Source organism: Mesorhizobium sp. B2-2-4 (assembly GCF_006442375.1).
Lineage (GTDB): Bacteria > Pseudomonadota > Alphaproteobacteria > Rhizobiales > Rhizobiaceae > Mesorhizobium.
This window is the reverse complement of the sequence record NZ_VFWB01000014.1, coordinates 1-21,200: the sequence shown is the minus strand read 5'-3', so window position 1 is coordinate 21,200 and position 21,200 is coordinate 1. Positions and strand designations below refer to the sequence as shown.

Below are 21,200 nucleotides of genomic sequence, written 5' to 3'. Positions count from 1 at the left end.
CGATCCAATAACGCCGCCGTCCACGAACGGCGAGCAGTGTGGATTGACCCTTAACATGAGGAAAAACCGGACGAAACCGATTGGCCTAATCGATTAACACCGGAATCTGTGCCTGGCACCCGCAGTCAGGCGGCCTGCACCACCCGGTCCTCGATCAGCATCGGGATGAAGGGTTCGTCCGGCGCGTCGGGCAAGACATGCGCCCAGGTCAGGATTTCCATCCGGCCGTCGAAATGTTCGACCACCGCCGTGCAGCTTTCCACCCAGTCGCCGGTGTTGATGTACTGGACGTCGCCATAGCTTTCGATCGCGGCATGATGGATATGGCCGCATATGACGCCGTCGACATGCGAGCGCCGCGCCTCGTCGCTGAGCACCATCTGGAACGAGCCGATGAAGTTCACCGCCTTCTTGACCTTGACCTTGGCCCAGGACGAAAACGACCAGTAAGGCAGGCCGAGCAGCTGGCGCAGCCGGGTGATCACACGGTTGACCTGCATGGCGGCGTCGTAGGCGTGGTCGCCGAGATAGGCGAGCCAGCGCTGATTGTGCACGACCGTGTCGAACTGGTCGCCATGAATAACGAGCAGCCGCCTGCCGTCGGCGGTTTCGTGAATGGCGCGGTCGGCGACGACGATGCCGCCGAAATGCACGCCCTGGAACTGGCGGGCGAATTCGTCGTGGTTGCCGGCGATGTAGGTGATGGTGGCGCCCTTGCGCGCCTTGCGCAGCAATTTCTGCACGACGTCATTGTGGCTCTGCGGCCAGTGCCAGCTGCGTCTCAGGCGCCACCCATCGACGATATCGCCGACGAGATAAATGATGTCGGCATCGTGATGTCTAAGGAAATCGATCAGGAAATCGGCCTTTGCCGCCTTCGACCCGAGATGGACGTCGGAGATGAACATGCTGCGGAACGTGCGGGGCTCTTGGCCGGACATCGCGAATTCACCGTTGCTTTCGCGAGCCTATGCCCCGATTCATGCAACAACCGTATGACGGTTGCGATTGGTCCAGCCCAAGAGCTAGCCTGCCGGCGAATCACAGGAGAAATCGTCATGGATCTCGGCATCCGCGGAAAGAAGGCCATCGTCTGCGCTTCGAGCAAGGGGCTCGGAAAAGGCTGCGCCATGGCGCTGGCCGAGGCTGGTTGCGACGTCGTCGTCAACGGGCGCAACGCCGAGCTGGTGGCCAAAACCGCTGCGGAGCTGCGCGAGCGTTACGGCGTGACCGTCACGGAAGTCGTCGGCGATGTATCGAAGCCCGAGGTGCAGAAGGCGCTTCTCGCCGCTTGCCCCGAACCCGACATACTGGTCAACAATAATGGCGGCCCGCCGCTGCGCGATTTCCGCGAGCTCGATCGTGCCAAGATGCTCGAAGGCGTGACCCAGAACATGGTGACGCCGATCGAGCTGGTGCAGGCGGTGATCGACGGCATGGCCGTGCGCGGTTTTGGCCGCATCGTCAACATCACTTCGCTATCGGTCTATGTCCCCATCCCCGGCCTTGATCTGTCGTCCGGCGCGCGCGCCGGCCTGACCTCCTTTCTTGCCGGCGTGGCGCGCACGGTGATCGACCGCAACGTGACCATCAACAGCCTGCTGCCCGGCAAGCTGGATACCGACCGGCTGCGCGGTCCGCACGAGGCCGGCAGCGTTGAAGACCCGACCGCGGCAGCCGCCCGCAAGGCGCGCATCAGTGCCGACGTGCCGGCCAAGCGGCTCGGCACGCCGGAGGAGTTCGGCCAGATCTGTGCCTTCCTGTGCTCGGTCCATGCCGGCTACCTGACCGGCCAGAACATACCGGTGGACGGCGGCCTCTATGTCAGCGCCTTCTGAGACCCGGTAGCGCCGGCGCCGAAGAAATTCCGCTCAAACCGTTGAAATAGATCGCTTATCCCGGCTTCGTCGATGTGAATGGCGATTGCGTCATTTGGCGTCGCGAAAAATCTCGGCCGCATGCTAAGAAGGCGGCACGCAGGATCGCAGGGAGGCCCGGAATGAACGGCGAGAGCAAGAAAACGGCACGTTCGGACCTCGACGAAGCCGCGCTCTACTTCCACAAGCACCCGACGCCGGGCAAGCTCGAAATCCAGGCCACCAAGCCGCTTGGCAACCAGCGCGACCTGGCGCTCGCCTATTCGCCCGGCGTGGCGGCCCCTTGCCTCGAAATCCGCGACGATCCGGCGACCGCGGCCGACTACACGGCGCGCGCCAATCTGGTCGGCGTCGTTTCCAACGGCTCGGCCGTGCTCGGCCTGGGCAATATCGGCCCGCTCGCTTCCAAGCCGGTCATGGAAGGCAAGGCGGTCCTGTTCAAGAAATTCGCCGGCATCGACGTCTTCGACATCGAGATCGACGCGCCCGAGATCGAGCGCATGGTCGAAACGGTGGCGGCGCTGGAACCGACATTCGGCGGCATCAACCTCGAGGACATCAAGGCGCCGGAATGCTTCGAGGTCGAAGAGCGACTGAAGGCCCGGATGGGCATACCGGTTTTCCATGACGACCAGCACGGCACCGCCATCATCGTCGCCGCCGCAGTGCTCAACGGCCTGGAATTCGCCGGCAAAACCATTGCCGACATCAAGATCGTCACTTCGGGCGCGGGTGCGGCGGCATTGGCCTGCCTCAACCTGCTGGTCTCGCTCGGCGCCAAGGTCGAGAACATCTGGGTCACCGACCGTTTCGGCGTCGCCTATAAGGGGCGCACGGATGAGATGGACCGCTGGAAAGACCCTTATGTGAAGGACACGGAGGCGCGCACGCTGGCCGACGTCATATCGGGCGCAGACGTGTTCCTCGGGCTTTCGGCCGCCGGCGTGCTGAAGCCGGAATTGCTCCAGCACATGGCGCCGAAGCCATTGATCCTGGCGCTGGCCAATCCCAATCCGGAAATCATGCCGGAAGTGGCGCGGGCGGCGCGCCCCGACGCGATGATCTGCACGGGCCGGTCCGATTTTCCAAATCAGGTCAACAACGTACTGTGTTTTCCTTACATCTTCCGCGGCGCGCTGGACTGTGGCGCCAGCGCCATCAATGAGGAGATGAAGATGGCCGCGGTGCGGGCCATCGCCGCCCTTGCCCGCGAAGAACCTTCGGATGTCGCCGCGCGCGCCTATTCCGGCGAGACGCCGGTGTTCGGACCCGAATTCCTGATCCCCTCGCCCTTCGATCCGCGGCTCATCCTGCGCATCGCCCCGGCCGTCGCCAAGGCGGCCTGCGACACCGGTGTCGCGACAAGGCCGATCAGCGACTTCTCCGCCTATATCGACAAGCTCAACCGCTTCGTCTTCCGCTCCGGCCTGGTGATGAAGCCGGTGTTCTCGTCGGCCAAGGCGTCGAGCGCCAAGCGCGTCATCTATGCCGACGGCGAGGACGAGCGCGTGCTGCGCGCCGCGCAGGTGGTTTTGGAGGAAGGCATCGCCGAGCCGATCCTGATCGGCCGTCCGCACGTCATCGAGGTGCGATTGAAGCGCTACGGACTGCGCATCAAGCCCGGCGTCGACTTCGGCCTGATCAACCCGGAGGACGATCCGCGCTACCGCCATTACGTCGACCTCCTGATCGAGCTGGCCGGCCGGCGCGGCGTGACGACGGAGGCCGCGCGCACCATGGTGCGCACCGACAACACGGTGATCGCGGCCCTCGCATTGAAGCGCGGCGACGCCGACGCCATGGTCTGCGGCCTCGAAGGGCGTTTCGAGCGGCACCTGCGCAACGTCACGCTGATCATCGGGCCACGAACCGGCATCAAGGACCGGGATCTGTCGACGCTGTCCATGCTGATCTCGCAACGCGGCATCATCTTCCTGACCGACACCCATGTTTCTGTCGACCCCACCGCCGACGAGATCGCCGAAATGACCGTGCTGGCGGCCGAGGAGATCCAGCGCTTCGGCATCGAGCCCAAGGCGGCGCTGCTGTCGCATTCGGATTTCGGCTCGCGCGATTCGCCGAGTGCGCTCAAGATGCGGCAGGCGGCGGCGATCCTGGCGCGCATCGCGCCCGAGCTGCAATGCGACGGCGAGATGCATGCCGATTCCGCGCTGTCGGAACATCTGCGCCAGCGCGTCTATCCGCATTCGCGTCTGAAGGGCGAAGCCAATCTCCTGGTGTTCCCCAACCTCGATTCCGCCAACATCACGCTGACAGCGCTCAGGACCATGATGGATGCCCTGCATGTCGGCCCGATCCTGCTCGGCACCGACAAGCCGGCGCATATCCTGACGCCCTCGGTGACTTCGCGCGGCGTCGTCAACATGACAGCGCTGGCGGTGGTCGAGGCCGCCCACAAGGCGCAAGCTGTCGTCGATCTGGGCTGAACACCAATTCGGGGGTAAACTGCGGTTTAACCACGAGCACGTAGCGTGCGGCGAACAACCAAGCAGGGTTTCGGCGGATGATGGGCAAAGGGTGGAAGCAGGCGCATCTCGCCGTGCTGCTTGGCCTGCTGCTTTCGGGCGCCGCCGTCTCCGAGCCGCAGGCCGCCTCGCGTGTCTGCCGCCAGCTCGAGACCGATCTTGCCGCGACCTCGCGCGGCAGTGGCGGTCCGGCCCTGATCCGGAAATATGACGCCGCGATCGACCGGCAACGCGAGCAGATTTCAAAGGCGCGCGGCCAGTCCAGCAGCGCCGGCTGCGGCTTCTCTCTATTCAGCCGCAATGTCAGCCAATGCGCTGGGTTCAACGCCACCATCGAGCGCATGAACGCCAATCTCGATAGCTTGCAGGCCAAGCGCGCCCGCCTCGCCGGCGGCGGTTCGCGGCGCGATCGCGCACGCATCCTGGCCGCGCTCGACACCAATGGCTGCCGCGAGGACGCGGTGGCGCCCCGCCGCGAACTCTTGCGCGAAGCGAAACGGGAACAAGGCAACGGCAATCTGTTCGACCAGCTGTTCGGCGGCGACACACGCCGGCTCGATACGCTCGACCAGTCTGACGATCCCGACGAGGAGCGCAATATCCGCCGCGTGCCGGGCCGGTCCGGCATACCGGATTTTCCGGGCGTCGGCGGCGAGTTCCGTACCACCTGCGTGCGCACCTGCGACGGCTACTTCTTTCCGATGTCGAATGCCGCCTCGGTCGGCGATTTCGAGCGCGACCAGAAGAACTGCGAATCGAGCTGTCCCGGCACCGAGATCCAGGTCTTCTATTCGCGCGGCATGGGCGACGATTCAGCCGACATGACATCGTCGGTCACCGGCCGACCCTACAGCGAACTGCCGACGGCCTATCTTTACAAGCAGCCCAACCTGTCGCGGCCGCCGGCCTGCGGCTGCAACGCCGCGCAGAACTTCCAGATCATCGGCGGCAATCCGCCAAGCCAGCAACAGTCGCGGCCGCAAACGGAGGGCGCCCCGTTCATTCCGGTGCCTGCCTCCAAACCCGATCCAGGTGCCGATCCCGAGACGCTGGCAAACGCCGCAGGCGGGCTGGACCGCGACGCCATCAAGCGGCTTGCGGTCAAACCGGTCACATCGCCGGTCTCGACGCTGCCGCCGGAACAGCGGAAGGTCAGGGTCGTCGGGCCAACGTTCCTTCCCGACCCATCAGCGGCAATAGATCTGCAAGCTCCGGTCCCGAAGTCAGTCCGGTAAGGGCGAGCCTCAGCGGCATGAACAGCGCCTTGCCCTTGCGGCCGGTCGCTTCCCTGATCTTGGCCGTCCAGTCCTTCCAGACGGTCCCGTTCCAAGGCTCCTCGGGCAGCAGATCGATGGCCTGGTGAAGAAAATCTCGATCGGCGTCGGAAAATTCCGGCTTCTCCTGCGGCCCTTCGCGCAGGATGCGCCACCAGCCGACAGCATCGGCCAGCCTGTCGAGATTGCCGCGCACAGCCAGCCAGAACGGTTCCGCCTGCTCGCCCGATATGCCGAGCACCACCAGCCGATTCTGCGCTTCGGAGAACGGCATTTGGTGCAGCAGCGTCCGGTTGAGCACGAAAAGCTCGTCCGGGTCGAACTTTGCCGCCGACTTCGAGGTCGCCGCCGGGTCGAAACGGCTGGCGAGTTCGGTCAGGTCGTGCGCGGCGGCGACATTCTCCGACGTGCCGACGAGCACGGCCAGCGATGCGACCGCCATCGGCTCGATGCCGTCCTCGCGCAGGCTTTCGATGGAGAGTGCGCCGGTGCGCTTCGACAGCCCCTCGCCCGAAACGGTGGTCAGCAGATTGTGGTGGCCGAATTCCGGCGGCTCGGCACCCAGCGCCCGGAACAGCGCGATCTGCACGCCGGTGTTGGTGACGTGGTCGTCGCCGCGGATGACATGGCTGACGCCCATCTCGATATCGTCGACGACGGATGGCAGCGTATAGAGATAGGTGCCGTCCTCGCGCACCAGCACCGGGTCCGACAGCGAGGCGAGATCGACGGTTTCCTGCCCGCGCACCAGGTCGTTCCAATGGATTTCGGTGCGCTCCGGCTGCTGCGGATCGCCGGTGAAATTGGGCAGCAGGAAGCGCCAGTGCGGCCGGCGGCCATCGGCCTGATATTCGGCGATCTGTTCCGACGTCAGCGTCAGCGCCTCGCGGCCATAGACCGGCGGCAAGCCGCGCGTACGGCGCACCTTGCGCCTGAGGTCGAGCTCCTCCGGCGTTTCATAGCAGGCATAGAGAACACCCGCCGCCTTCAGCCGCTCGACCGCCGCGTCATAGATCTCGAAGCGACGCGACTGGTATTCGGTGGTGTCGGGAAAGATGCCAAGCCAATGCAGGTCGTAAAGGATGGCGTCGGAAAATTCCTGCTTCGAGCGCGCGACATCGGTGTCGTCGAAGCGCTGGATGAAGCGCCCCTTATGGTTCATGGCGAATAGCCAGTTGAACAGGGCGGTGCGCGCATTGCCGATATGGATGCGGCCTGTCGGCGAAGGGGCGAAACGAACGGTAACTGTCATGAGCGGGGCGTACCGGATGCTTTTGTGATTGACAAGACGCGCCCCCGTGCCGTGTCGCAGACATAGAACATGGCGCAAGCAATGAAAAGACTTGGCGAACGCGGCTCCGCCAGCAATCGCATGTCCCGCGCCGCCCGCCCGTCAGGCCGCCGGCGCCTGATGGGATGGCCTCCGGGCCAGAGCCGGAGGCCATCCCCGATCAGGTGACAAGTCCCTTGGTCAATTCGAGCGCCTGGCGCTCGAACAGGCGGCGGTAGATGCCGCCCGGCAGCCGGATCAGCGCGTCATGCGAGCCTTCCTCGGCGATCTTGCCGCGATCGAAGACCAACAGCCTGTCGAGCGCCCGCACCGTCGAAAGCCGGTGCGCGATGACCAGCGTGGTGCGGCCGACCATCAGCCGCTCCATCGCCTGCTGGATCAGCACCTCCGATTCTGAATCGAGGCTCGACGTCGCCTCGTCCAGGATCAGGATGCGCGCATCGGCGAGGAACGCGCGCGCGATCGCCACGCGCTGGCGCTCGCCGCCCGACAGCTTCACGCCGCGCTCGCCGACGAGCGTGCCGTAGCCCTTCGGCAGGTTGGCGATGAAGTCGTGCGCGCTCGCCAGCTTCGCGGCGTGCTCGATCTCGGCCTGCGTGGCGCCAGGCCGGGCATAGGCGATGTTTTCGGCCAGCGAGCGGTGGAACAGGATCGGCTCCTGCTGCACGATGGCGATCTGCGCGCGCAGCGACGCCTGCGTCACCTCCGAAATGTCCTGGCCGTCGATCAGGATCCGGCCGGCGTTCACGTCATAGAGCCTCTGGATCAGCTTGACGAAAGTCGTCTTGCCCGACCCGGAATGGCCGACCAGCCCGACCCGCTCGCCCGGCGCGATATCGACCGAGAAATCGCGATAGAGCGGCGAACGGTGACTGCCATAATGGAAGGTGACGTCGTCGAAGGCGATGCCCCCTTGCGTGATGCGGATCGGTCCGGCGCCGGGCCGATCCTCGATGCCGAGCGGTTCGGACTGGAAATCGACCAGTTCCTCCATGTCGTTGATCGAGCGCTGCAGGTTGCGGATATGCGTTCCGATATCCCTGAGATAGCCTTGCAGGACGAAGAAAGAAGTCAGCACGAAGGCGACGTCGCCGGCCGTTGCCTGCCCCCACGACCACAGCATCAGCGCCAGGCCGATGACCGCCGCTCTCATCACCAGCAGCAGCACCCCTTGCGTGGTACCGTTGATGGTGCCGCGCACCCAGGTGCGCCGCGTGCGGGCGCGCCATTTGGCGACGACCTTCGCAAGCCGGTTCTCCTCGCGCTCCTCGGCGCCAAACCCCTTGACCACGGCGTTGCAGCTCACCGCGTCGGCCAGCGAGCCGCCAAGGCGCGTGTCCCAGGTGTTGGCGAGCCTGGCCGCCGGCGCGACATAACCAAGCGACAGCATCGCCGTGACAGCGATGAACAGCACCGAGCCGGCGGCGACAACCGCTCCCATCAGCGGCCAGAACCAGCCCAGCAGCAGCGTCGAGCCGACGAGCATGACGATCGACGGCAGCAGCGCGATCAGGATCGTGTCGTTGAGCAGGTCCAACGCCCACATGCCGCGCGTCACCTTGCGCACGGTCGATCCGGCGAAGCTGTTGGCGTGCCAGTCGGTGGAAAAGCGCTGGACACGGTGGAAGGCGGCGGCGGCGATGTCGGCCATCATCTTCAGCGTCAGTTCGACGATCCCCATGAAGGCCAAATTGCGCAGGACGACACCCGCCAGCGCCAACGCCATCAGCATGGAAAACGCGGTCATCGCGGCATTCCAGGCGATCTCGTCGGCGCCGGCGCTGCTGGCGACGGCATCGACCAGCCGGCCGGAATAGAGCGGCGTCAGCACATCGGCCAGCGTCGACAGCAAGAAACCAGCCATGATCAGCGAAAGCCGCCAGGGCTGGCGCCGCCAGTGGGTGAAAGTAAAGCCAAGAACGCTGCGAAAGGCGCTTGCGCGCAAATCGATTCGAAAACGAGCCATGATGTCATTCGGGCGCAAAAAGCCCGATCCCGGTAAGGTCGAAAATTGAAAAAACCGCGCAAGGGGCTCAATGCCCGGGAATGCGGAGGTTCGGTTATGAATGGCCACTTGCCCGAAGGCGGCGACCGGCATCGGCAAAGGCCTGTTCTCGATCCGGCTCCGTTCCGAGGGTGAAAACCCTGCGGCGCGCCGGTCGGGACCTAGGCTTCGCGGCCTCGCATAACGATGTCAAATCCTAGCATTCGGTCCTCCCTAAAGGGAATCGCGGAGAGGCCCTTATAGAGATGCCTCATCGCATCGCCAAGGCTGGCGGTCACCAAAAACGGCATCTGGTCCAAGCACTGGGATAAATTTGCAACAACGGCAAAGGCGCTTGGTCAGCGGATCGGCTTACGATCGAGGCGCATGTACCGGCCATCGGTCGATGCCTTGAATCCCAGTCTTTCATAAACCCCATGCGCGTCGCTGGTCGATAGGCTCCAGTGCGAAACGGTGCGGAGCTCGGGGTGATCGATCAGTGCCTGCACCAGCCGCGAGCCGATGCCCTGCCCGCGATGCTGCGGCCAGACGATGATATCGGCCAGATAGGCGAACACCGTGCGGTCGGTGATCGCCCGGCCGAAGCCGACCTGTTTGCCTTCGACATAAGCGCCGACGCAGAGCGAATTCGCGAAGGCGCGGCGGTGGGTCTCGTCACTGCGCCCGCCGCCCCAATAGCTTGCCATCAACAGGTCGGATGTCGCCCTGAAGTCGATCCGTGACAGGTCGAAGCTGATTTCACACTCGGGCATCGCTACCCCTCGCCTGCGGCATGACGCGAATTTTCGGTCGGTACGGTGTCTAGCCGCGATCCCTGAACCGGTTGGTGATGGGATAGCGACGGTCGCGGCCGAAATTCTTCCTGGTGATCTTCACGCCGGGCGCCGCCTGCCGGCGCTTGTATTCGGCGACGTAGAGCAGGTGCTCGATGCGCGTCACCGTCGCCCGGTCATGGCCGCGCGCGACGATGTCGTCGACGCCCATCTCGTTCTCGACCAGGCATTCGAGGATGTCGTCCAGCACCGGATAGGGCGGCAGCGAATCCTGATCGGTCTGGTTCTCGCGCAGTTCCGCCGACGGCGCCTTGTCGATGATGTTCTTCGGGATCACCTCGCCCGACGGTCCGAGCGCGCCCGGCGGCACGTGGCTGTTGCGCCAGCGCGACAGTGCATAGACCTGCATCTTGTACAGGTCCTTGATCGGATTGAAGCCCCCATTCATGTCGCCATAGAGCGTGGCATAGCCGACCGACATCTCGCTCTTATTGCCTGTCGTAACCACCATCGAGCCGAATTTGTTGGAAATCGCCATCAGGATGGTGCCGCGCGCGCGGCTCTGCAAGTTCTCCTCGGTGATGCCTTCCTTGGTGCCTTCGAAAAGCTGCGTCAGCGCATGAAGGAAACCTTCGACCGGCTCGAAGATCGGCACGATGTCATAGCGGCAGCCGAGTGCGCGGGCACAGTCTTCAGCATCCTTAAGCGAATCCTTCGACGTATAGCGGTAAGGCATCATCACCGCGCGCAGCCGCTCCTCGCCCAGCGCATCGACGGCAAGGGCCGCGCAGATGGCCGAATCGATGCCGCCCGACAGGCCGAGCACGACGTTCTTGAAACCGTTCTTGTTGACGTAGTCGCGCAAGCCCAGCATGCAGGCGCGGTAGTCGGCCTCCTCCCGTTCGGGGATCTTCGACATCGGTCCTTCCGAACAGACCCAGTTTTCGCCTTGTCTCCTCCAGGTGGTGATGTCGACCGCCTCCTCGAACTGGCTCATCTGGAAAGCAAGCCGCTTGTCGGCACCTATGGCAAACGACGCGCCGTCGAAGATCAGCTCGTCCTGGCCGCCGAGCTGGTTTGCATAGATCATCGGCAGCCCGCATTCGATAACCTGGCGGATGACGACCTGGTGGCGCACATCGATCTTGGCGCGGTAATAGGGCGAGCCGTTCGGCACCAGCAGGATTTCCGCGCCGCTCTCGGCCAGCGTCTCGCAGACGCCGATGTCGCCCCAGATGTCCTCGCAGATCGGGATTCCCAGACGCACGCCGCGGAAATTGACGGGCCCCTGGATCTCCGGTCCGGCCTGGAAGACGCGCTTCTCGTCGAACTCGCCATAATTCGGCAGATCGACCTTATAGCGCTCGGTGATGATCTTGCCGCCATCGGCGAAGACGATCGAGTTGTGGGTGCCGGTCTTGCGCTTCAGCGGCGTGCCGATGATGACGCCGGGACCGCCATCGCCGGTGTCGGCGGCGATCTCCTGCGCGGCCCGCTCGCAGGCCTTCAGGAAGGCGGGCTTCAGCACCAGATCCTCAGGCGGATAGCCGGCGAGGAAAAGCTCGGTGTAGAGCACGAGATCGGCGCCTTGACGCGCGGCATCCGCCCTCGCCTCGCGGGCCTTGGCGAGATTGCCGGCGACGTCGCCGACTGTCGGATTGAGCTGGGCAACGGCGATGCGCAGTATGTCGGGCTTCTTGGTCATGCTGCTGACTTAGCGCGGCAAAATTCGCCCCGCAATGGCGTTTGCTTGGGCCAATTTCGACATCAGTCGTTGCCCATATAGTCGCGCAGCGCCTGCGGCGAATGGTTCTCCCCGATCGACATCGCCAGGATGCGCGAAATGTGCCGGCGCGGCAGGCCGGTATCCGCAACCCAACGGTTGACCTGGGCCTGGATCTTGTCGAGATCCTTCTTCGACGTCGGGCTTTCGGCGATATCAAGCCCGGCATCGCGAAGGGCGGCCGCCATGTCGGCCGAAATGACGAAGGCGTCCCAACCCAGCCAGCGCAGGAAATACTGGCCGGTATTGCCGCCGAGCCGGCTCCCATGCTTGCCGAGATAGGCCATCAGCCCGACCTGGTCGTCGGCGGGCCACTCGGCGAGGAATGTGCCGAAGCCGCCATGCTCTTTTGACACGCGCTCGACGAAGGCGGCGTTGTCGCGAACGGATTTGATCTTCTGCGGATTGCGCACGATGCGCTGGTCGGATGCCAGTTCATGCCAGAAATCGTCAGGCTGGAACAGCAACCGCTTCGGCTCGAAGCGCAGGAACGCCTCTTCGAATCCGGGCCATTTCTGCTCGATGACGCGCCAGACGAAACCAGCGGCGAAGACGCGCTCGGCCATCGTCGACAGGATACGGTCATCGCCGATGTCGGCCACGGCGGCGTTGTCGGGAATCGGCCCGAGCAGCGAGACCAGTTCCTCCTCGCCGCCCTTGCGCTTTGCGGCGCGAGCGCGAATTTTCTTGAAGTCGACCATAAGTCCCTCCGGTTCCCATCAAATCTAGCACTTCCCGCGCGGCCCGGCAGCCTCTACCTCTATCGCCAGCCAAGCCCTTGGAGACGGCCATGAACAAGACAATCGACGATCTGGCGAACCGCTGGCTGAGACGAAAGCCGGACGGTCTCAGTGCCCTGGAGAACCGGGTGCTGCAGTCGACGCTCGAGCGCACAACGATCTCCAGGGACACCAACAAGGCCGTCGCCTTCCACCAGACCTTTGGCGACCGCCTTGCCGATAGCATCGCCCGCATCGGCGGTTCCTGGTCGTTCATCCTTGGCTTCATTGCCTTCCTGATCGTCTGGACATCAGCCAATGCCTGGCTTCTGGCGCGCGACGCCTTCGACCCCTACCCGTTCATCTTCCTCAATCTCGTCCTGTCCATGGTCGCGGCGCTGCAGGCGCCGGTGATCATGATGGCGCAGAACCGCCAGACCGAGCGCGACCGCATCGATGCCGCCCACGACTACGAGGTCAATCTGAAGGCCGAGATCGAGATCATGGCGCTGCATGAAAAGCTGGACGAAATGCGCCACGGCCAGATCATCGGCATGCGCGACGAGATCATGCGGTTGGCCGCACTGGTCAAGCGGATCGACGACAGGCTGTCGCAGCAATCGACGTCATGAGCGACGCGATCCATCATTTCATCGAACAATACGGGCTGATCGCCGTTTTTCTGGGCTGTGTCGCCGAGGGCGAGAGTGCCGCCATACTCGGCGGCTTCTTCGCCCACCAGCATATCTTCGTCCTCTGGCAGACTGTCGTCGTGGCAGCGCTTGGGGCCTTCGCCGGCGACACCTGCTTCTTCATCCTGGGGAGAAGTTTCGCGGACCATCGCTATGTCGTCGGGTTGCGCAAGCGGCCCGGCTTCCGCCGCGCCTATCGTCTGCTCAACACCCATCCCAACATCTTCGTGCTGTCGAACCGCTACGTCTATGGCATGCGCCTGGTCGGTGGCATCGCGGCCGGCCTGTCGAACATCGCCGCACCCCGCTTCATCGTCTTGAACGCCATTTCCTCGGCAGTCTGGGCGGTGCTGTTCAGCACCATCGGCTATGTCTTCGGGTTGGGCGCCGAGCATTTCATCGGCCAGGCGCTGCTTCGCCATGAGCGGATATTGGTGGGCCTGGCTATCGGCTTGGCCGTGGCCGTACTCGCCTGGCTCATCGCCCGCCATTTCGCCCGAAAGGAACGCGCCAGGGAAAACTGATGGTCGGCCGGCGGTCGAAAGCTCAGATCGGCAGCCCGACGATACGCTCGATGATCGCGATGCCCCAGACGCCGGCAACGAGCGCCACGGAGATCAGTACCGCCAGCGAACCGCAGTCTTTGGCCAGCTGGATGTCGACATTGAATTCGCGGCTAAAGGCATCGCAGGCCGCTTCGATGCCCGTGTTCAGCACCTCGACCATGATCAGGAGCAGCACCGCGCCGATCAGCAGCGCGTAGCCGCGCCACGACACCGAAACGAACCAGCCGATCGGAAGGGCAAGGGCGAGCAGCGCCAGCTCCTGCTGGAAAGCTTTTTCAGTTACGGCCAGCTTGCGGAACGCCCGCAGCGAGTTGAAATAAGCGTCGATCAGCCGCTGCATGCCAAACCCCTTTGCGAATCACCGGCACGGGATAAAGCAATGGCCCGATCAATGGAATAAGCTGGCTCGCCCAAAATTCATTCGTCGGCGACCTTCACCGATGGGGTCGACTTCTCGAATTGAGGCAGCGCGTCGTCGATCGAATAATAATCGCCCTTGTCACCCACGAAAATGTGGCATTGGCCCTCGAGGCCTGTCGGTTCATCGAACGATCCCGCCAGAACCGAAACATAGGCGTTGTCCCGCGGTTTCCAGAAAAGCAGCGATCCGCATGTCTTGCAAAAACCGCGCCCGGCGAAGGCGGACGCCTCATACCAGGTGATGTTGTCGGCGCCGTCGATATCGATATTGGCGTCCGGGACATTGGTTGCGGCGTAGAAATGTCCACTCTGCTTGCGACATTGCGAGCAATGGCAATAGATGACGCCGCGCAACGGCCCTCGTGTCCTGAAGCGAACCGCTCCGCATAGACACGATCCCGTATGATTTTCACTCATCGCACCATCCCAAAAGAAATCGCTGCTGAGAGGATCCCAGCTTTTCGATGGCTGCGCGCAAGAAAATGCGACATGCATTTGGCACGCTCGGGAATTGTTTGTTCACAGATGAAAGGCCTGTCCAGCCGGAATCAGCGAAAAACAGGCCGGATTCAGCGGATTAAGGAAACTTTAGCGCTGCTGCATCTATGATCCTCGCAAGCGAAAGTCGTGAGTGGGGACGCGCCTTCTTCGCAAGATGGACTGGAATGGCCAGCGTTCCCCAGGTCGGCGACATTGGATGCCTGCGAATGTCGCAGCGTGTTCCCGGGGAAGAGTGAACAGAACATGCAGCCGGCAGCCGCCCAGAGCGAACGAAGCACCGATATTGCGAGCACTGTCCTCGCCACAATGCGCCAGCTCGGCGTGCTCGGCCTGCCACGCAACTACGAGATCTTCTACGAGGCCTTGAGCGGATCCAATCGCGAGCTCAGCCTTGCCGTCGTGTCGCTGAGCGGCCGACCGACACAGGACGACATCGACCAGATCGGACGCGCCTTCTTTGCCCAGAACCATGGCTCCGGCATCGTCGAGCATGCCAGGGAAGTCATCGCCAACGAACTCGAGGACATCGCTTCGCTGCTGAGGAGCGAGCGCAGCCACATCGAGAAATACGGCAGGATCCTCAACGAAACGTCGAGCGGACTCGGCAGAAACAGCCTGCTGTCGCCGGATGTTCTGCAAAAGATCGTCAACGCCATGGCGGTCGCCACCAATTCGACGATCGATCATGGCCGGCAGGTTGCCTCGACGCTCAGCGACAAGACCGCGGAACTGGAAAGCGTCAAGTCGAAGCTCGAGGAATACAAGCGCCTGGCCGACACCGACCCCCTCACGCAAATCTGGAACCGTCGCGCCTTCGACAAGGAAATCACCAGGATCTACAACAGCAACAAAGGCATCCTGTTCAACGCATTGATCCTCGCCGATATCGATCGGTTCAAGGACATCAACGACAGGTACGGCCATCCCGTCGGCGACAAGATCCTCCAGATCATCGCCGATATATTCCAGACCAGCATTCGCGCCGACATGTTCGTCGCCCGCACCGGCGGCGAGGAATTCGCGCTGATCGTCGAGGGCGCAAGCGAGGACGCCACCTACGAAATCGCCGAACGCATTCGCGCGCTGATCGAGCAGTCGCCTTTCACCAGCAGCCAGACCGGCATGAATTACGGCACCGTCACCGTCTCGATGGGCATCTGCATGGCATCCGAAGCCGAGGGCCCTGAAGACCTCTACAGCAAGGCAGACCGGGCGCTTTACCGCTCAAAGGTCAGCGGCCGTAACCGCGTGACCAGGCATTCGGCAATGGCGGGCCGCGCCGGCAAGAGCTGGCTGCTCTACAAGCAAGACTGATTTTTCGGCAGGAAGCGCTTTTCCTGTGAGCTGCTTTGGACGGGTCAGCCGTTGGCGACCTGCTTGTGTTGCACCGGGTGGCTTTTCTTGAGCAGGTCCGACACCAGGAACGCCAGTTCGATGGCCTGGTCGGCATTGAGGCGCGGGTCGCAATGGGTGTGATAGCGGTCCTGCAATTCCTCGGCGGTGATGGCGCGGGCGCCGCCGGTGCATTCAGTCACGTTCTTGCCGGTCATCTCGACATGGATGCCGCCCGGATGCGTGCCTTCGGCGCGGTGCACCTCGAAGAACGTCTGCACCTCCTTCAGGATGCGGTCGAACGGCCGCGTCTTGTAGCCGGCCGCTTCGATCGTATTGCCATGCATCGGGTCTGACGACCAGACGACGCTACGGCCTTCCTTCTGCACCGCCCGCACCAGCTTCGGCAGATGCTCGGCGACCTTGTCGGAACCGAAGCGCGCGATCAGCGTCAGCCTGCCTGGCTCGTTCTCGGGGTTGAGCAGGTCGATCAGTTCCAGCAAGCCGTCCGGCGTCAGCGACGGGCCGCATTTCAGGCCGAGCGGGTTCTTGATGCCGCGGCAATATTCGACATGCGCATGGTCGGGCTGGCGGGTGCGGTCACCGATCCAGATCATGTGGCCAGACGTCGCGTACCAGTCGCCGGAGGTCGAATCGACACGCGTCAGCGCTTCCTCATAGCCGAGCAGCAGCGCCTCGTGGCTGGTATAGAAATCAGTCTCGCGCAGCGCGAAATTGGTTTCGGAGGTGATGCCGACCGCGCGCATGAAATCCATCGTCTCGGTGATGCGGTTGGCAAGCGACTCGTATTTTTCGGCCTGCGGGCTGTCGGAGACGAAGCCGAGCATCCAGCGATGCACATTCTCCAGGCTGGCGTAGCCGCCCTGCGCGAAGGCGCGCAAAAGATTGAGCGTTGCCGCCGACTGACGGTACGCCATTTCCTGGCGGGCAGGATCGGGAATGCGCGACTTGAGGTCGAATTCGATGCCATTGATGATGTCGCCGCGATAGCTCGGCAGCGTCACCTCGCCCTTGGTCTCGTTGTCGGACGAGCGTGGCTTGGCGAACTGGCCCGCAACGCGGCCGATCTTCACCACCGGCTGCGCACCGGCGAAGGTCAGCACCACCGACATTTGCAGGAAGACGCGGAAGAAGTCGCGGATGTTGTCCGCGCCATGTTCGGCAAAGCTCTCGGCGCAGTCGCCGCCCTGGAGCAGGAACGCCTCGCCGGCAGCGACGCTGGCCAGTTGCTTCTTCAGCTTGCGCGCCTCGCCGGCAAAAACCAGCGGCGGAAAGGTGGCGAGCTGGGCCTCCGTGTTCTTCAGCGCGGCAAGGTCCGGATAAGCAGGGACCTGCTTGATCGGCTTTGCCCTCCACGAATTCGGCGACCATTTCGTCATCGCTGCACCCAACGCTCTTTCCGGCAAGCACCTCGCCCGCCATTTCCAGCCCCCATGTGGGGTGGCGGCTCCATACACGAAGCCGATTTCCTATTCTAGACCGGAATTTCAGCGCTGGCGAATGGGCCGGGCTGGCTACGCCGCCTTCTCTACCAGCCGCGCCAGTTGCGTCATGACGACAGCCGAGCCCGCCAAACGCTTTTCCGCCGTTGGCCAGTCGCGGGTGAAGACGACGCTTTGGTCCGGCCGGATCTTTGCCAGCGAGCCTTGCTCGCCGATAAATTTGACCAGTCCGACCGGGTTGGAAAACTCGCGCTTGCGGAAATGGATGACCACGCCCTTCGGCCCGGCATCGAGCTTCTCGACATTGGCCTTGCGGCAGAGGGCTTTGATGAAGACGATCTTGAGCAGATGCTTCACCTCCTCCGGCAGCGGGCCGAAACGGTCGATCAGCTCGGCGCCGAAAGCATCGATTTCCTCGGTGCTCTCGAGGTCGCCGAGGCGCCGATAGAGCGCCAGCCTGAGCTGCAGGTCCGGCACATAGCTCTCCGGGATCATCACCGCCGTGCCGACGGCGATCTGCGGCGACCAGCCGCCATCCAGCACCTCGCCGGAATCCTTCACCTCCGCGACCGCCTCCTCCAGCATCTGCTGGTAGAGCTCGAAGCCGACTTCCTTGATGTGGCCGGACTGCTCTTCGCCGAGCAGATTGCCTGCGCCTCTGATATCGAGATCGTGGCTGGCGAGCTGGAAGCCGGCGCCCAGCGTGTCGAGCGACTGCAGCACTTTCAGTCGACGTTCGGCGGTGTCGGTCAGCTTGCGGTTGGCCGGCAGTGTGAACAGTGCGTAGGCGCGCACCTTCGAGCGCCCGACACGGCCGCGCAACTGATAGAGCTGCGACAGGCCGAACATGTCGGCGCGATGGACGATCAGCGTGTTGGCGGTCGGGATGTCGAGGCCGGATTCGACGATGGTGGTCGACAAGAGAACGTCGTACTGGCCGTCGTAGAAGGCGTTCATGATGTCGTCGAGTTCGCCTGGCGGCATCTGGCCATGGGCCACCGCCACCTTCAGTTCAGGCACGGATTGGTTCAGGAAATCATGGATTTCCGCCAGATCGCTGATGCGCGGCACGACATAGAAGGAATGGCCGCCGCGATAACGCTCGCGCAACAACGTCTCGCGAATGACCAGCGGATCGAAGGGCGAGATGAAGGTGCGCACCGCCATGCGGTCGACCGGCGGCGTGGCGATCAGCGACAGTTCGCGCACGCCGGTCAGCGCCAGTTGCAGCGTGCGCGGGATCGGCGTCGCCGACAGCGTCAGCACGTGGACGTCGGTCTTCAGGTCCTTCAGCCGTTCCTTGTGCTTGACGCCAAAATGCTGCTCTTCATCGATGATCAGCAGGCCGAGATTCTTGAACGAGATCGCGCTGCCGAGCAGCGCGTGGGTGCCGACCACGATATCCACCGTCCCTTCGGCAATGCCCTTCTTGGTCTCTGCCAGGTCCTTTGCGCCGACCAGCCGTGAGGCCTGGCCGACGCGGATCGGCAGGCCGGAAAAGCGCTGCGAGAAGGTCTTGAAGTGCTGGCGCGACAACAGGGTCGTCGGCACGACGACTGCCACCTGAAAACCTTCCATCGCCGCGATGAAGGCGGCGCGCAGCGCCACTTCCGTCTTGCCGAAGCCGACATCGCCGCAGATCAGCCGGTCCATCGGCTTGCCGGCCGCCAGATCGTCCCTGACGGAATCGATCGCCGTCTGCTGGTCATCGGTCTCCTCATAGGGGAAGCGCGCTGCGAACTCGCCGTAGAGGCCTTCCGCCGGCACCAGCGGAGGTGCAGCGCGCATCTGCCGTTCGGCGGCGATGCGGATCAACTGCCCGGCCATGTCCAGCAGGCGTTTCTTCAGCCGCGCCTTGCGCGATTGCCAGGCGCCGCCGCCGAGTTTGTCGAGCGTCGCCTCGGCCGTGTCAGAGCCGTAGCGCGACAGGAGCTCGATGTTTTCCACCGGCAGGAACAGTCGGTCGTCGCCGGCATAGTGGATTTCCAGGCAATCATGCGGCGCCCCGACGGCTTCGATTGTGCGCAGGCCGATGAAGCGGCCGATGCCGTGGTCGGCATGGACGACGATGTCGCCAGCCGACAGGGCCGAGGCTTCGGCAATGAAGTCGGACGCGCGCTTCTTGCGCTTGGAGCGCCGGATCAGCCGGTCGCCCAAAATGTCCTGCTCGGCGACGACGACCAGTCTTTCGGTCTCGAAACCGGATTCCAGCGGCAGCACCGCCAACGCCGCTTGCCCCGGCTCGAGTTTCTCCGCCTCCGCCAAGGTCGCCACCGGCGCAAGATTGCCCAGACGATGTTCAGTGAGAATCTGGCCGAGCCGGTCGAGCGAGCCCTCCGTCCAGCCGGCGACGATGACACGGCGGCGTGCCGCGCGTTCGTCGGCAATGTGCTTCACCACGACGTCGAAGACATTGACGTTGGGGTCGGCGCGCTCTTCCGCGAAGCTGCGGCCATGGCGCGAGCCGGCGTGGAAGACCTTTCTTGCTCCCGCATCCGGTGCGTCGAAGGCGGTGAAGTCGATCGCTTCGCGCGGTCCGAGAGAAGCGACGAGATTTTCCGGCGAGAGGTAAAGCAGGTCCGGCGCCACCGGCTTGTAGGGCACCGCGTCCTTCAGCGCACCTTCGGCCTGCTTCTTGCGCGCTTCGTAATGATCGAGGATCAGAGTGTGGCGTTCGGCAAGCGCCTCATGCGCAAGATGGTCGAAAACGACAGGCGTGTCCGGCAGGTAGTCGAACACGGTCTCCAGCCGCTCGTAGAAGAACGGCAGCCAATGTTCCATGCCCGCGAAGCGCCGGCCTTCGCTGACCGCGGCGTAAAGTCCATCGTCGCGCGACGGCGCGCCGAAGGCTTCGATATAGGCGCGGCGGAAGCGGCTGATCGTCTCGGGCGTCAGCGCCACCTCGCTCATCGCCTGCAGCGCCATGGACTTGCGCTGCCCGGTGGTGCGCTGCGTGGCCACGTCGAAGACGCGGATCGATTCCAGCGTATCGCCGAAAAAATCCAGCCTCAGCGCCTCGGTCCAGCCAGGCGCGAACAGGTCAAGGATGCCGCCGCGCACGGCGAACTCGCCGATGCCGCGCACCGTCGGCACCCGCTCGAAGCCCGATGTCTCCAGCCGCGACACCAGCGCGTTCATATCGATCTGGTTGCCAGGTTTGGCGTGAAAGGTCTGCGCCTCGATGAGATCCGCGGGCGGAATGCGCTGGAGCAGCGCATTGGCGGTGGTGAGAATGACGGCGCGATGCGGCTTCCTCGCCAGCGCGATCATGGCGGCGAGCGCGTCGAGCCGCCGGGCGGCGGCATCCGAGCCGGGCGAGACGCGGTCATAAGGCAGGCAGTCCCAGGCGGGCAGTTCCAGCACGGGCAGGCCGGGAGCGGCAAAGGCCAGCGCCTCTGTGATTGCCGGCAGGCGCTGCCCGTCGCGCGCCACGAACAGCACCGGCTTGTCGGGCGCGATCTCGCGCGCCGCCTGCACCAGCGCGAAGGCTTCATAGCCGTCGGCGACGCCGTCGACGATGAACTGGCCGGCACGGCCTTTCGGCAAGCCGATGGTGGGAATGAGGCTCATGGAAGCGTTCTTCAAAAGGTCATTGTCCGGCGTGAAGCCATGATTTTTTGCAGGACCGCACAATCAATTTCGGCGGGAACAGGACGTTCGCCGGTGATCAAGGGCAGGAACTCGGTGTCGGGAATATCGAGGAGCTTTTCATATTGGTCGATTTCATCGCCGGTCAAGGCGCCGATCTCAGCATCGGCGAAGGTGCCAAGGATAAGGTCCATCTCGCGCATGCCGCGGTGCCAGGAGCGAAACAAGAGCTTGCGGCGGCGGGCGTCGAGCCCCTCGCTTGATCGTTTCGTTCCCGTCATTGTGCCGCATCCTCGCTTGCTGCGGCGCATATAGCGTGGATAGAAGGGGCTGTCAGCCTTGCGCTGCAGCCGTGTCGTAAGCAGATGAGTTGTCCGGATTAGGTAGCACGTGAGTTGTCCGGTTTTATCGCCAGCGGATGGAGGCTGGG

General features: G+C 63.6%; 18 protein-coding genes. 7 read left to right on the top strand and 11 right to left on the bottom strand.

Going from position 1 to position 21,200, the window contains the following annotated elements; all coding sequences use genetic code 11:
- Nucleotides 1-125 precede the first annotated feature (125 nt).
- Nucleotides 126-941 (bottom strand): UDP-2,3-diacylglucosamine diphosphatase, encoded by an 816-nt coding sequence (locus FJ959_RS27385; protein ID WP_140515274.1) that lies wholly within the window; start codon nucleotides 939-941, stop codon nucleotides 126-128.
- A gap of 117 nt (nucleotides 942-1,058) precedes the next feature.
- Between FJ959_RS27385 and FJ959_RS27380 the strand changes: the two genes are divergently transcribed.
- The 3 genes from FJ959_RS27380 to FJ959_RS27370 all read left to right on the top strand — a co-directional run bounded on the left by FJ959_RS27380 (nucleotide 1,059) and on the right by FJ959_RS27370 (nucleotide 5,598).
- Entirely contained in the window at nucleotides 1,059-1,838 is a 780-nt protein-coding gene (locus tag FJ959_RS27380) for an SDR family oxidoreductase (RefSeq protein WP_140557802.1), read from the top strand.
- Nucleotides 1,839-1,999: 161 nt separating this feature from the next.
- Nucleotides 2,000-4,324, top strand: coding sequence for an NADP-dependent malic enzyme (locus FJ959_RS27375; RefSeq protein ID WP_140498933.1), 2,325 nt, complete (start codon nucleotides 2,000-2,002; stop codon nucleotides 4,322-4,324).
- 77 nt (nucleotides 4,325-4,401) lie between these two features.
- Entirely contained in the window at nucleotides 4,402-5,598 is a 1,197-nt protein-coding gene (locus tag FJ959_RS27370) for a DUF2865 domain-containing protein (RefSeq protein WP_140560906.1), read from the top strand.
- Here FJ959_RS27370 and gltX read toward each other — a convergent pair.
- Entirely contained in the window at nucleotides 5,516-6,889 is a 1,374-nt protein-coding gene (gene gltX, locus FJ959_RS27365; RefSeq protein WP_140584338.1) for a glutamate--tRNA ligase, read from the bottom strand. The genes FJ959_RS27370 and gltX overlap by 83 nt on opposite strands.
- A 199-nt stretch (nucleotides 6,890-7,088) precedes the next feature.
- Nucleotides 7,089-8,792 carry an ABC transporter ATP-binding protein gene (locus tag FJ959_RS27360; protein ID WP_224518947.1) on the bottom strand — a complete coding sequence of 568 codons (1,704 nt, stop codon included), beginning with the start codon at nucleotides 8,790-8,792 and terminating at the stop codon, nucleotides 7,089-7,091.
- On the opposite strand from FJ959_RS27360, the gene FJ959_RS32425 reads away from it, so the two are divergent.
- The gene (locus FJ959_RS32425; protein WP_224518946.1) at nucleotides 8,791-8,943 is read left to right on the top strand and encodes a hypothetical protein; all 153 of its coding nucleotides are present in this window, start codon (nucleotides 8,791-8,793) and stop codon (nucleotides 8,941-8,943) included. The genes FJ959_RS27360 and FJ959_RS32425 overlap by 2 nt on opposite strands.
- A gap of 328 nt (nucleotides 8,944-9,271) precedes the next feature.
- Here the strand turns inward: FJ959_RS32425 and FJ959_RS27355 are convergent, their stop codons facing one another.
- The 3 genes from FJ959_RS27355 to FJ959_RS27345 all read right to left on the bottom strand — a co-directional run bounded on the left by FJ959_RS27355 (nucleotide 9,272) and on the right by FJ959_RS27345 (nucleotide 12,190).
- Nucleotides 9,272-9,685: a GNAT family N-acetyltransferase gene (locus FJ959_RS27355; RefSeq protein WP_140525389.1), complete on the bottom strand. Its 414-nt coding sequence runs from the start codon at nucleotides 9,683-9,685 to the stop codon at nucleotides 9,272-9,274.
- A gap of 49 nt (nucleotides 9,686-9,734) precedes the next feature.
- A complete protein-coding gene (locus FJ959_RS27350; RefSeq protein WP_140633119.1) occupies nucleotides 9,735-11,411 on the bottom strand; it encodes an NAD+ synthase in 1,677 nt (558 codons plus the stop codon).
- A gap of 62 nt (nucleotides 11,412-11,473) precedes the next feature.
- Nucleotides 11,474-12,190: a DNA-3-methyladenine glycosylase I gene (locus FJ959_RS27345; RefSeq protein ID WP_140525391.1), complete on the bottom strand. Its 717-nt coding sequence runs from the start codon at nucleotides 12,188-12,190 to the stop codon at nucleotides 11,474-11,476.
- 89 nt (nucleotides 12,191-12,279) lie between these two features.
- Here FJ959_RS27345 and FJ959_RS27340 point away from each other — a divergent pair, with 89 nt between their 5' ends.
- A complete protein-coding gene (locus FJ959_RS27340) occupies nucleotides 12,280-12,840 on the top strand; it encodes a DUF1003 domain-containing protein (protein ID WP_140525392.1) in 561 nt (186 codons plus the stop codon).
- Nucleotides 12,837-13,424: a DedA family protein gene (locus FJ959_RS27335; protein WP_140498949.1), complete on the top strand. Its 588-nt coding sequence runs from the start codon at nucleotides 12,837-12,839 to the stop codon at nucleotides 13,422-13,424. The genes FJ959_RS27340 and FJ959_RS27335 overlap by 4 nt, the downstream gene beginning before the upstream one ends.
- 22 nt (nucleotides 13,425-13,446) lie before the next feature.
- Here FJ959_RS27335 and FJ959_RS27330 read toward each other — a convergent pair whose 3' ends face one another.
- Both FJ959_RS27330 and FJ959_RS27325 read right to left on the bottom strand, forming a co-directional pair.
- On the bottom strand, nucleotides 13,447-13,806 hold the full coding sequence (locus FJ959_RS27330; protein ID WP_140525393.1) for a diacylglycerol kinase: 360 nt from the start codon (nucleotides 13,804-13,806) through the stop codon (nucleotides 13,447-13,449).
- 77 nt (nucleotides 13,807-13,883) lie between these two features.
- Nucleotides 13,884-14,303: a GFA family protein gene (locus tag FJ959_RS27325; protein WP_140515267.1), complete on the bottom strand. Its 420-nt coding sequence runs from the start codon at nucleotides 14,301-14,303 to the stop codon at nucleotides 13,884-13,886.
- A 327-nt stretch (nucleotides 14,304-14,630) separates the two neighbouring features.
- Here FJ959_RS27325 and FJ959_RS27320 point away from each other — a divergent pair, with 327 nt between their 5' ends.
- Nucleotides 14,631-15,701, top strand: a complete 1,071-nt coding sequence (locus tag FJ959_RS27320) for a diguanylate cyclase (protein WP_140515266.1) — start codon at nucleotides 14,631-14,633, stop codon at nucleotides 15,699-15,701.
- Nucleotides 15,702-15,745: 44 nt separating this feature from the next.
- On the opposite strand, the gene FJ959_RS27315 is transcribed toward FJ959_RS27320, so the two are convergent.
- From FJ959_RS27315 to FJ959_RS27305, 3 genes are all read right to left on the bottom strand, one after another.
- A complete protein-coding gene (locus tag FJ959_RS27315) occupies nucleotides 15,746-17,119 on the bottom strand; it encodes a 3-deoxy-7-phosphoheptulonate synthase class II (RefSeq protein WP_140515265.1) in 1,374 nt (457 codons plus the stop codon).
- A gap of 135 nt (nucleotides 17,120-17,254) precedes the next feature.
- Nucleotides 17,255-20,752 (bottom strand): transcription-repair coupling factor, encoded by a 3,498-nt coding sequence (mfd, locus tag FJ959_RS27310; protein WP_140633116.1) that lies wholly within the window; start codon nucleotides 20,750-20,752, stop codon nucleotides 17,255-17,257.
- Nucleotides 20,753-20,763: 11 nt separating this feature from the next.
- Nucleotides 20,764-21,051: a succinate dehydrogenase assembly factor 2 gene (locus tag FJ959_RS27305; RefSeq protein ID WP_140498959.1), complete on the bottom strand. Its 288-nt coding sequence runs from the start codon at nucleotides 21,049-21,051 to the stop codon at nucleotides 20,764-20,766.
- Nucleotides 21,052-21,200 lie beyond the last annotated feature (149 nt).

Excerpts from the sequence above, each read along its gene's own strand:
- FJ959_RS27360 (WP_224518947.1), bottom strand. The coding sequence starts at position 8,792 with ATGGCTGGTTTCTTGCTGTCGACGCTGGCCGATGTGCTGACGCCGCTC.
- FJ959_RS27315 (WP_140515265.1), bottom strand. The coding sequence starts at position 17,119 with ATGACGAAATGGTCGCCGAATTCGTGGAGGGCAAAGCCGATCAAGCAG.
- FJ959_RS27305 (WP_140498959.1), bottom strand. The coding sequence starts at position 21,051 with ATGACGGGAACGAAACGATCAAGCGAGGGGCTCGACGCCCGCCGCCGC.
- FJ959_RS27355 (WP_140525389.1), bottom strand. The coding sequence starts at position 9,685 with ATGCCCGAGTGTGAAATCAGCTTCGACCTGTCACGGATCGACTTCAGG.
- FJ959_RS27375 (WP_140498933.1), top strand. The coding sequence starts at position 2,000 with ATGAACGGCGAGAGCAAGAAAACGGCACGTTCGGACCTCGACGAAGCC.
- gltX (WP_140584338.1), bottom strand. The coding sequence starts at position 6,889 with ATGACAGTTACCGTTCGTTTCGCCCCTTCGCCGACAGGCCGCATCCAT.
- FJ959_RS27325 (WP_140515267.1), bottom strand. The coding sequence starts at position 14,303 with ATGAGTGAAAATCATACGGGATCGTGTCTATGCGGAGCGGTTCGCTTC.
- FJ959_RS27380 (WP_140557802.1), top strand. The coding sequence starts at position 1,059 with ATGGATCTCGGCATCCGCGGAAAGAAGGCCATCGTCTGCGCTTCGAGC.
- FJ959_RS27345 (WP_140525391.1), bottom strand. The coding sequence starts at position 12,190 with ATGGTCGACTTCAAGAAAATTCGCGCTCGCGCCGCAAAGCGCAAGGGC.
- FJ959_RS32425 (WP_224518946.1), top strand. The coding sequence starts at position 8,791 with ATGATCAGCGAAAGCCGCCAGGGCTGGCGCCGCCAGTGGGTGAAAGTA.
- FJ959_RS27370 (WP_140560906.1), top strand. The coding sequence starts at position 4,402 with ATGATGGGCAAAGGGTGGAAGCAGGCGCATCTCGCCGTGCTGCTTGGC.
- FJ959_RS27350 (WP_140633119.1), bottom strand. The coding sequence starts at position 11,411 with ATGACCAAGAAGCCCGACATACTGCGCATCGCCGTTGCCCAGCTCAAT.
- FJ959_RS27330 (WP_140525393.1), bottom strand. The coding sequence starts at position 13,806 with ATGCAGCGGCTGATCGACGCTTATTTCAACTCGCTGCGGGCGTTCCGC.
- FJ959_RS27385 (WP_140515274.1), bottom strand. The coding sequence starts at position 941 with ATGTCCGGCCAAGAGCCCCGCACGTTCCGCAGCATGTTCATCTCCGAC.
- FJ959_RS27335 (WP_140498949.1), top strand. The coding sequence starts at position 12,837 with ATGAGCGACGCGATCCATCATTTCATCGAACAATACGGGCTGATCGCC.
- FJ959_RS27340 (WP_140525392.1), top strand. The coding sequence starts at position 12,280 with ATGAACAAGACAATCGACGATCTGGCGAACCGCTGGCTGAGACGAAAG.
- FJ959_RS27320 (WP_140515266.1), top strand. The coding sequence starts at position 14,631 with ATGCAGCCGGCAGCCGCCCAGAGCGAACGAAGCACCGATATTGCGAGC.
- mfd (WP_140633116.1), bottom strand. The coding sequence starts at position 20,752 with ATGAGCCTCATTCCCACCATCGGCTTGCCGAAAGGCCGTGCCGGCCAG.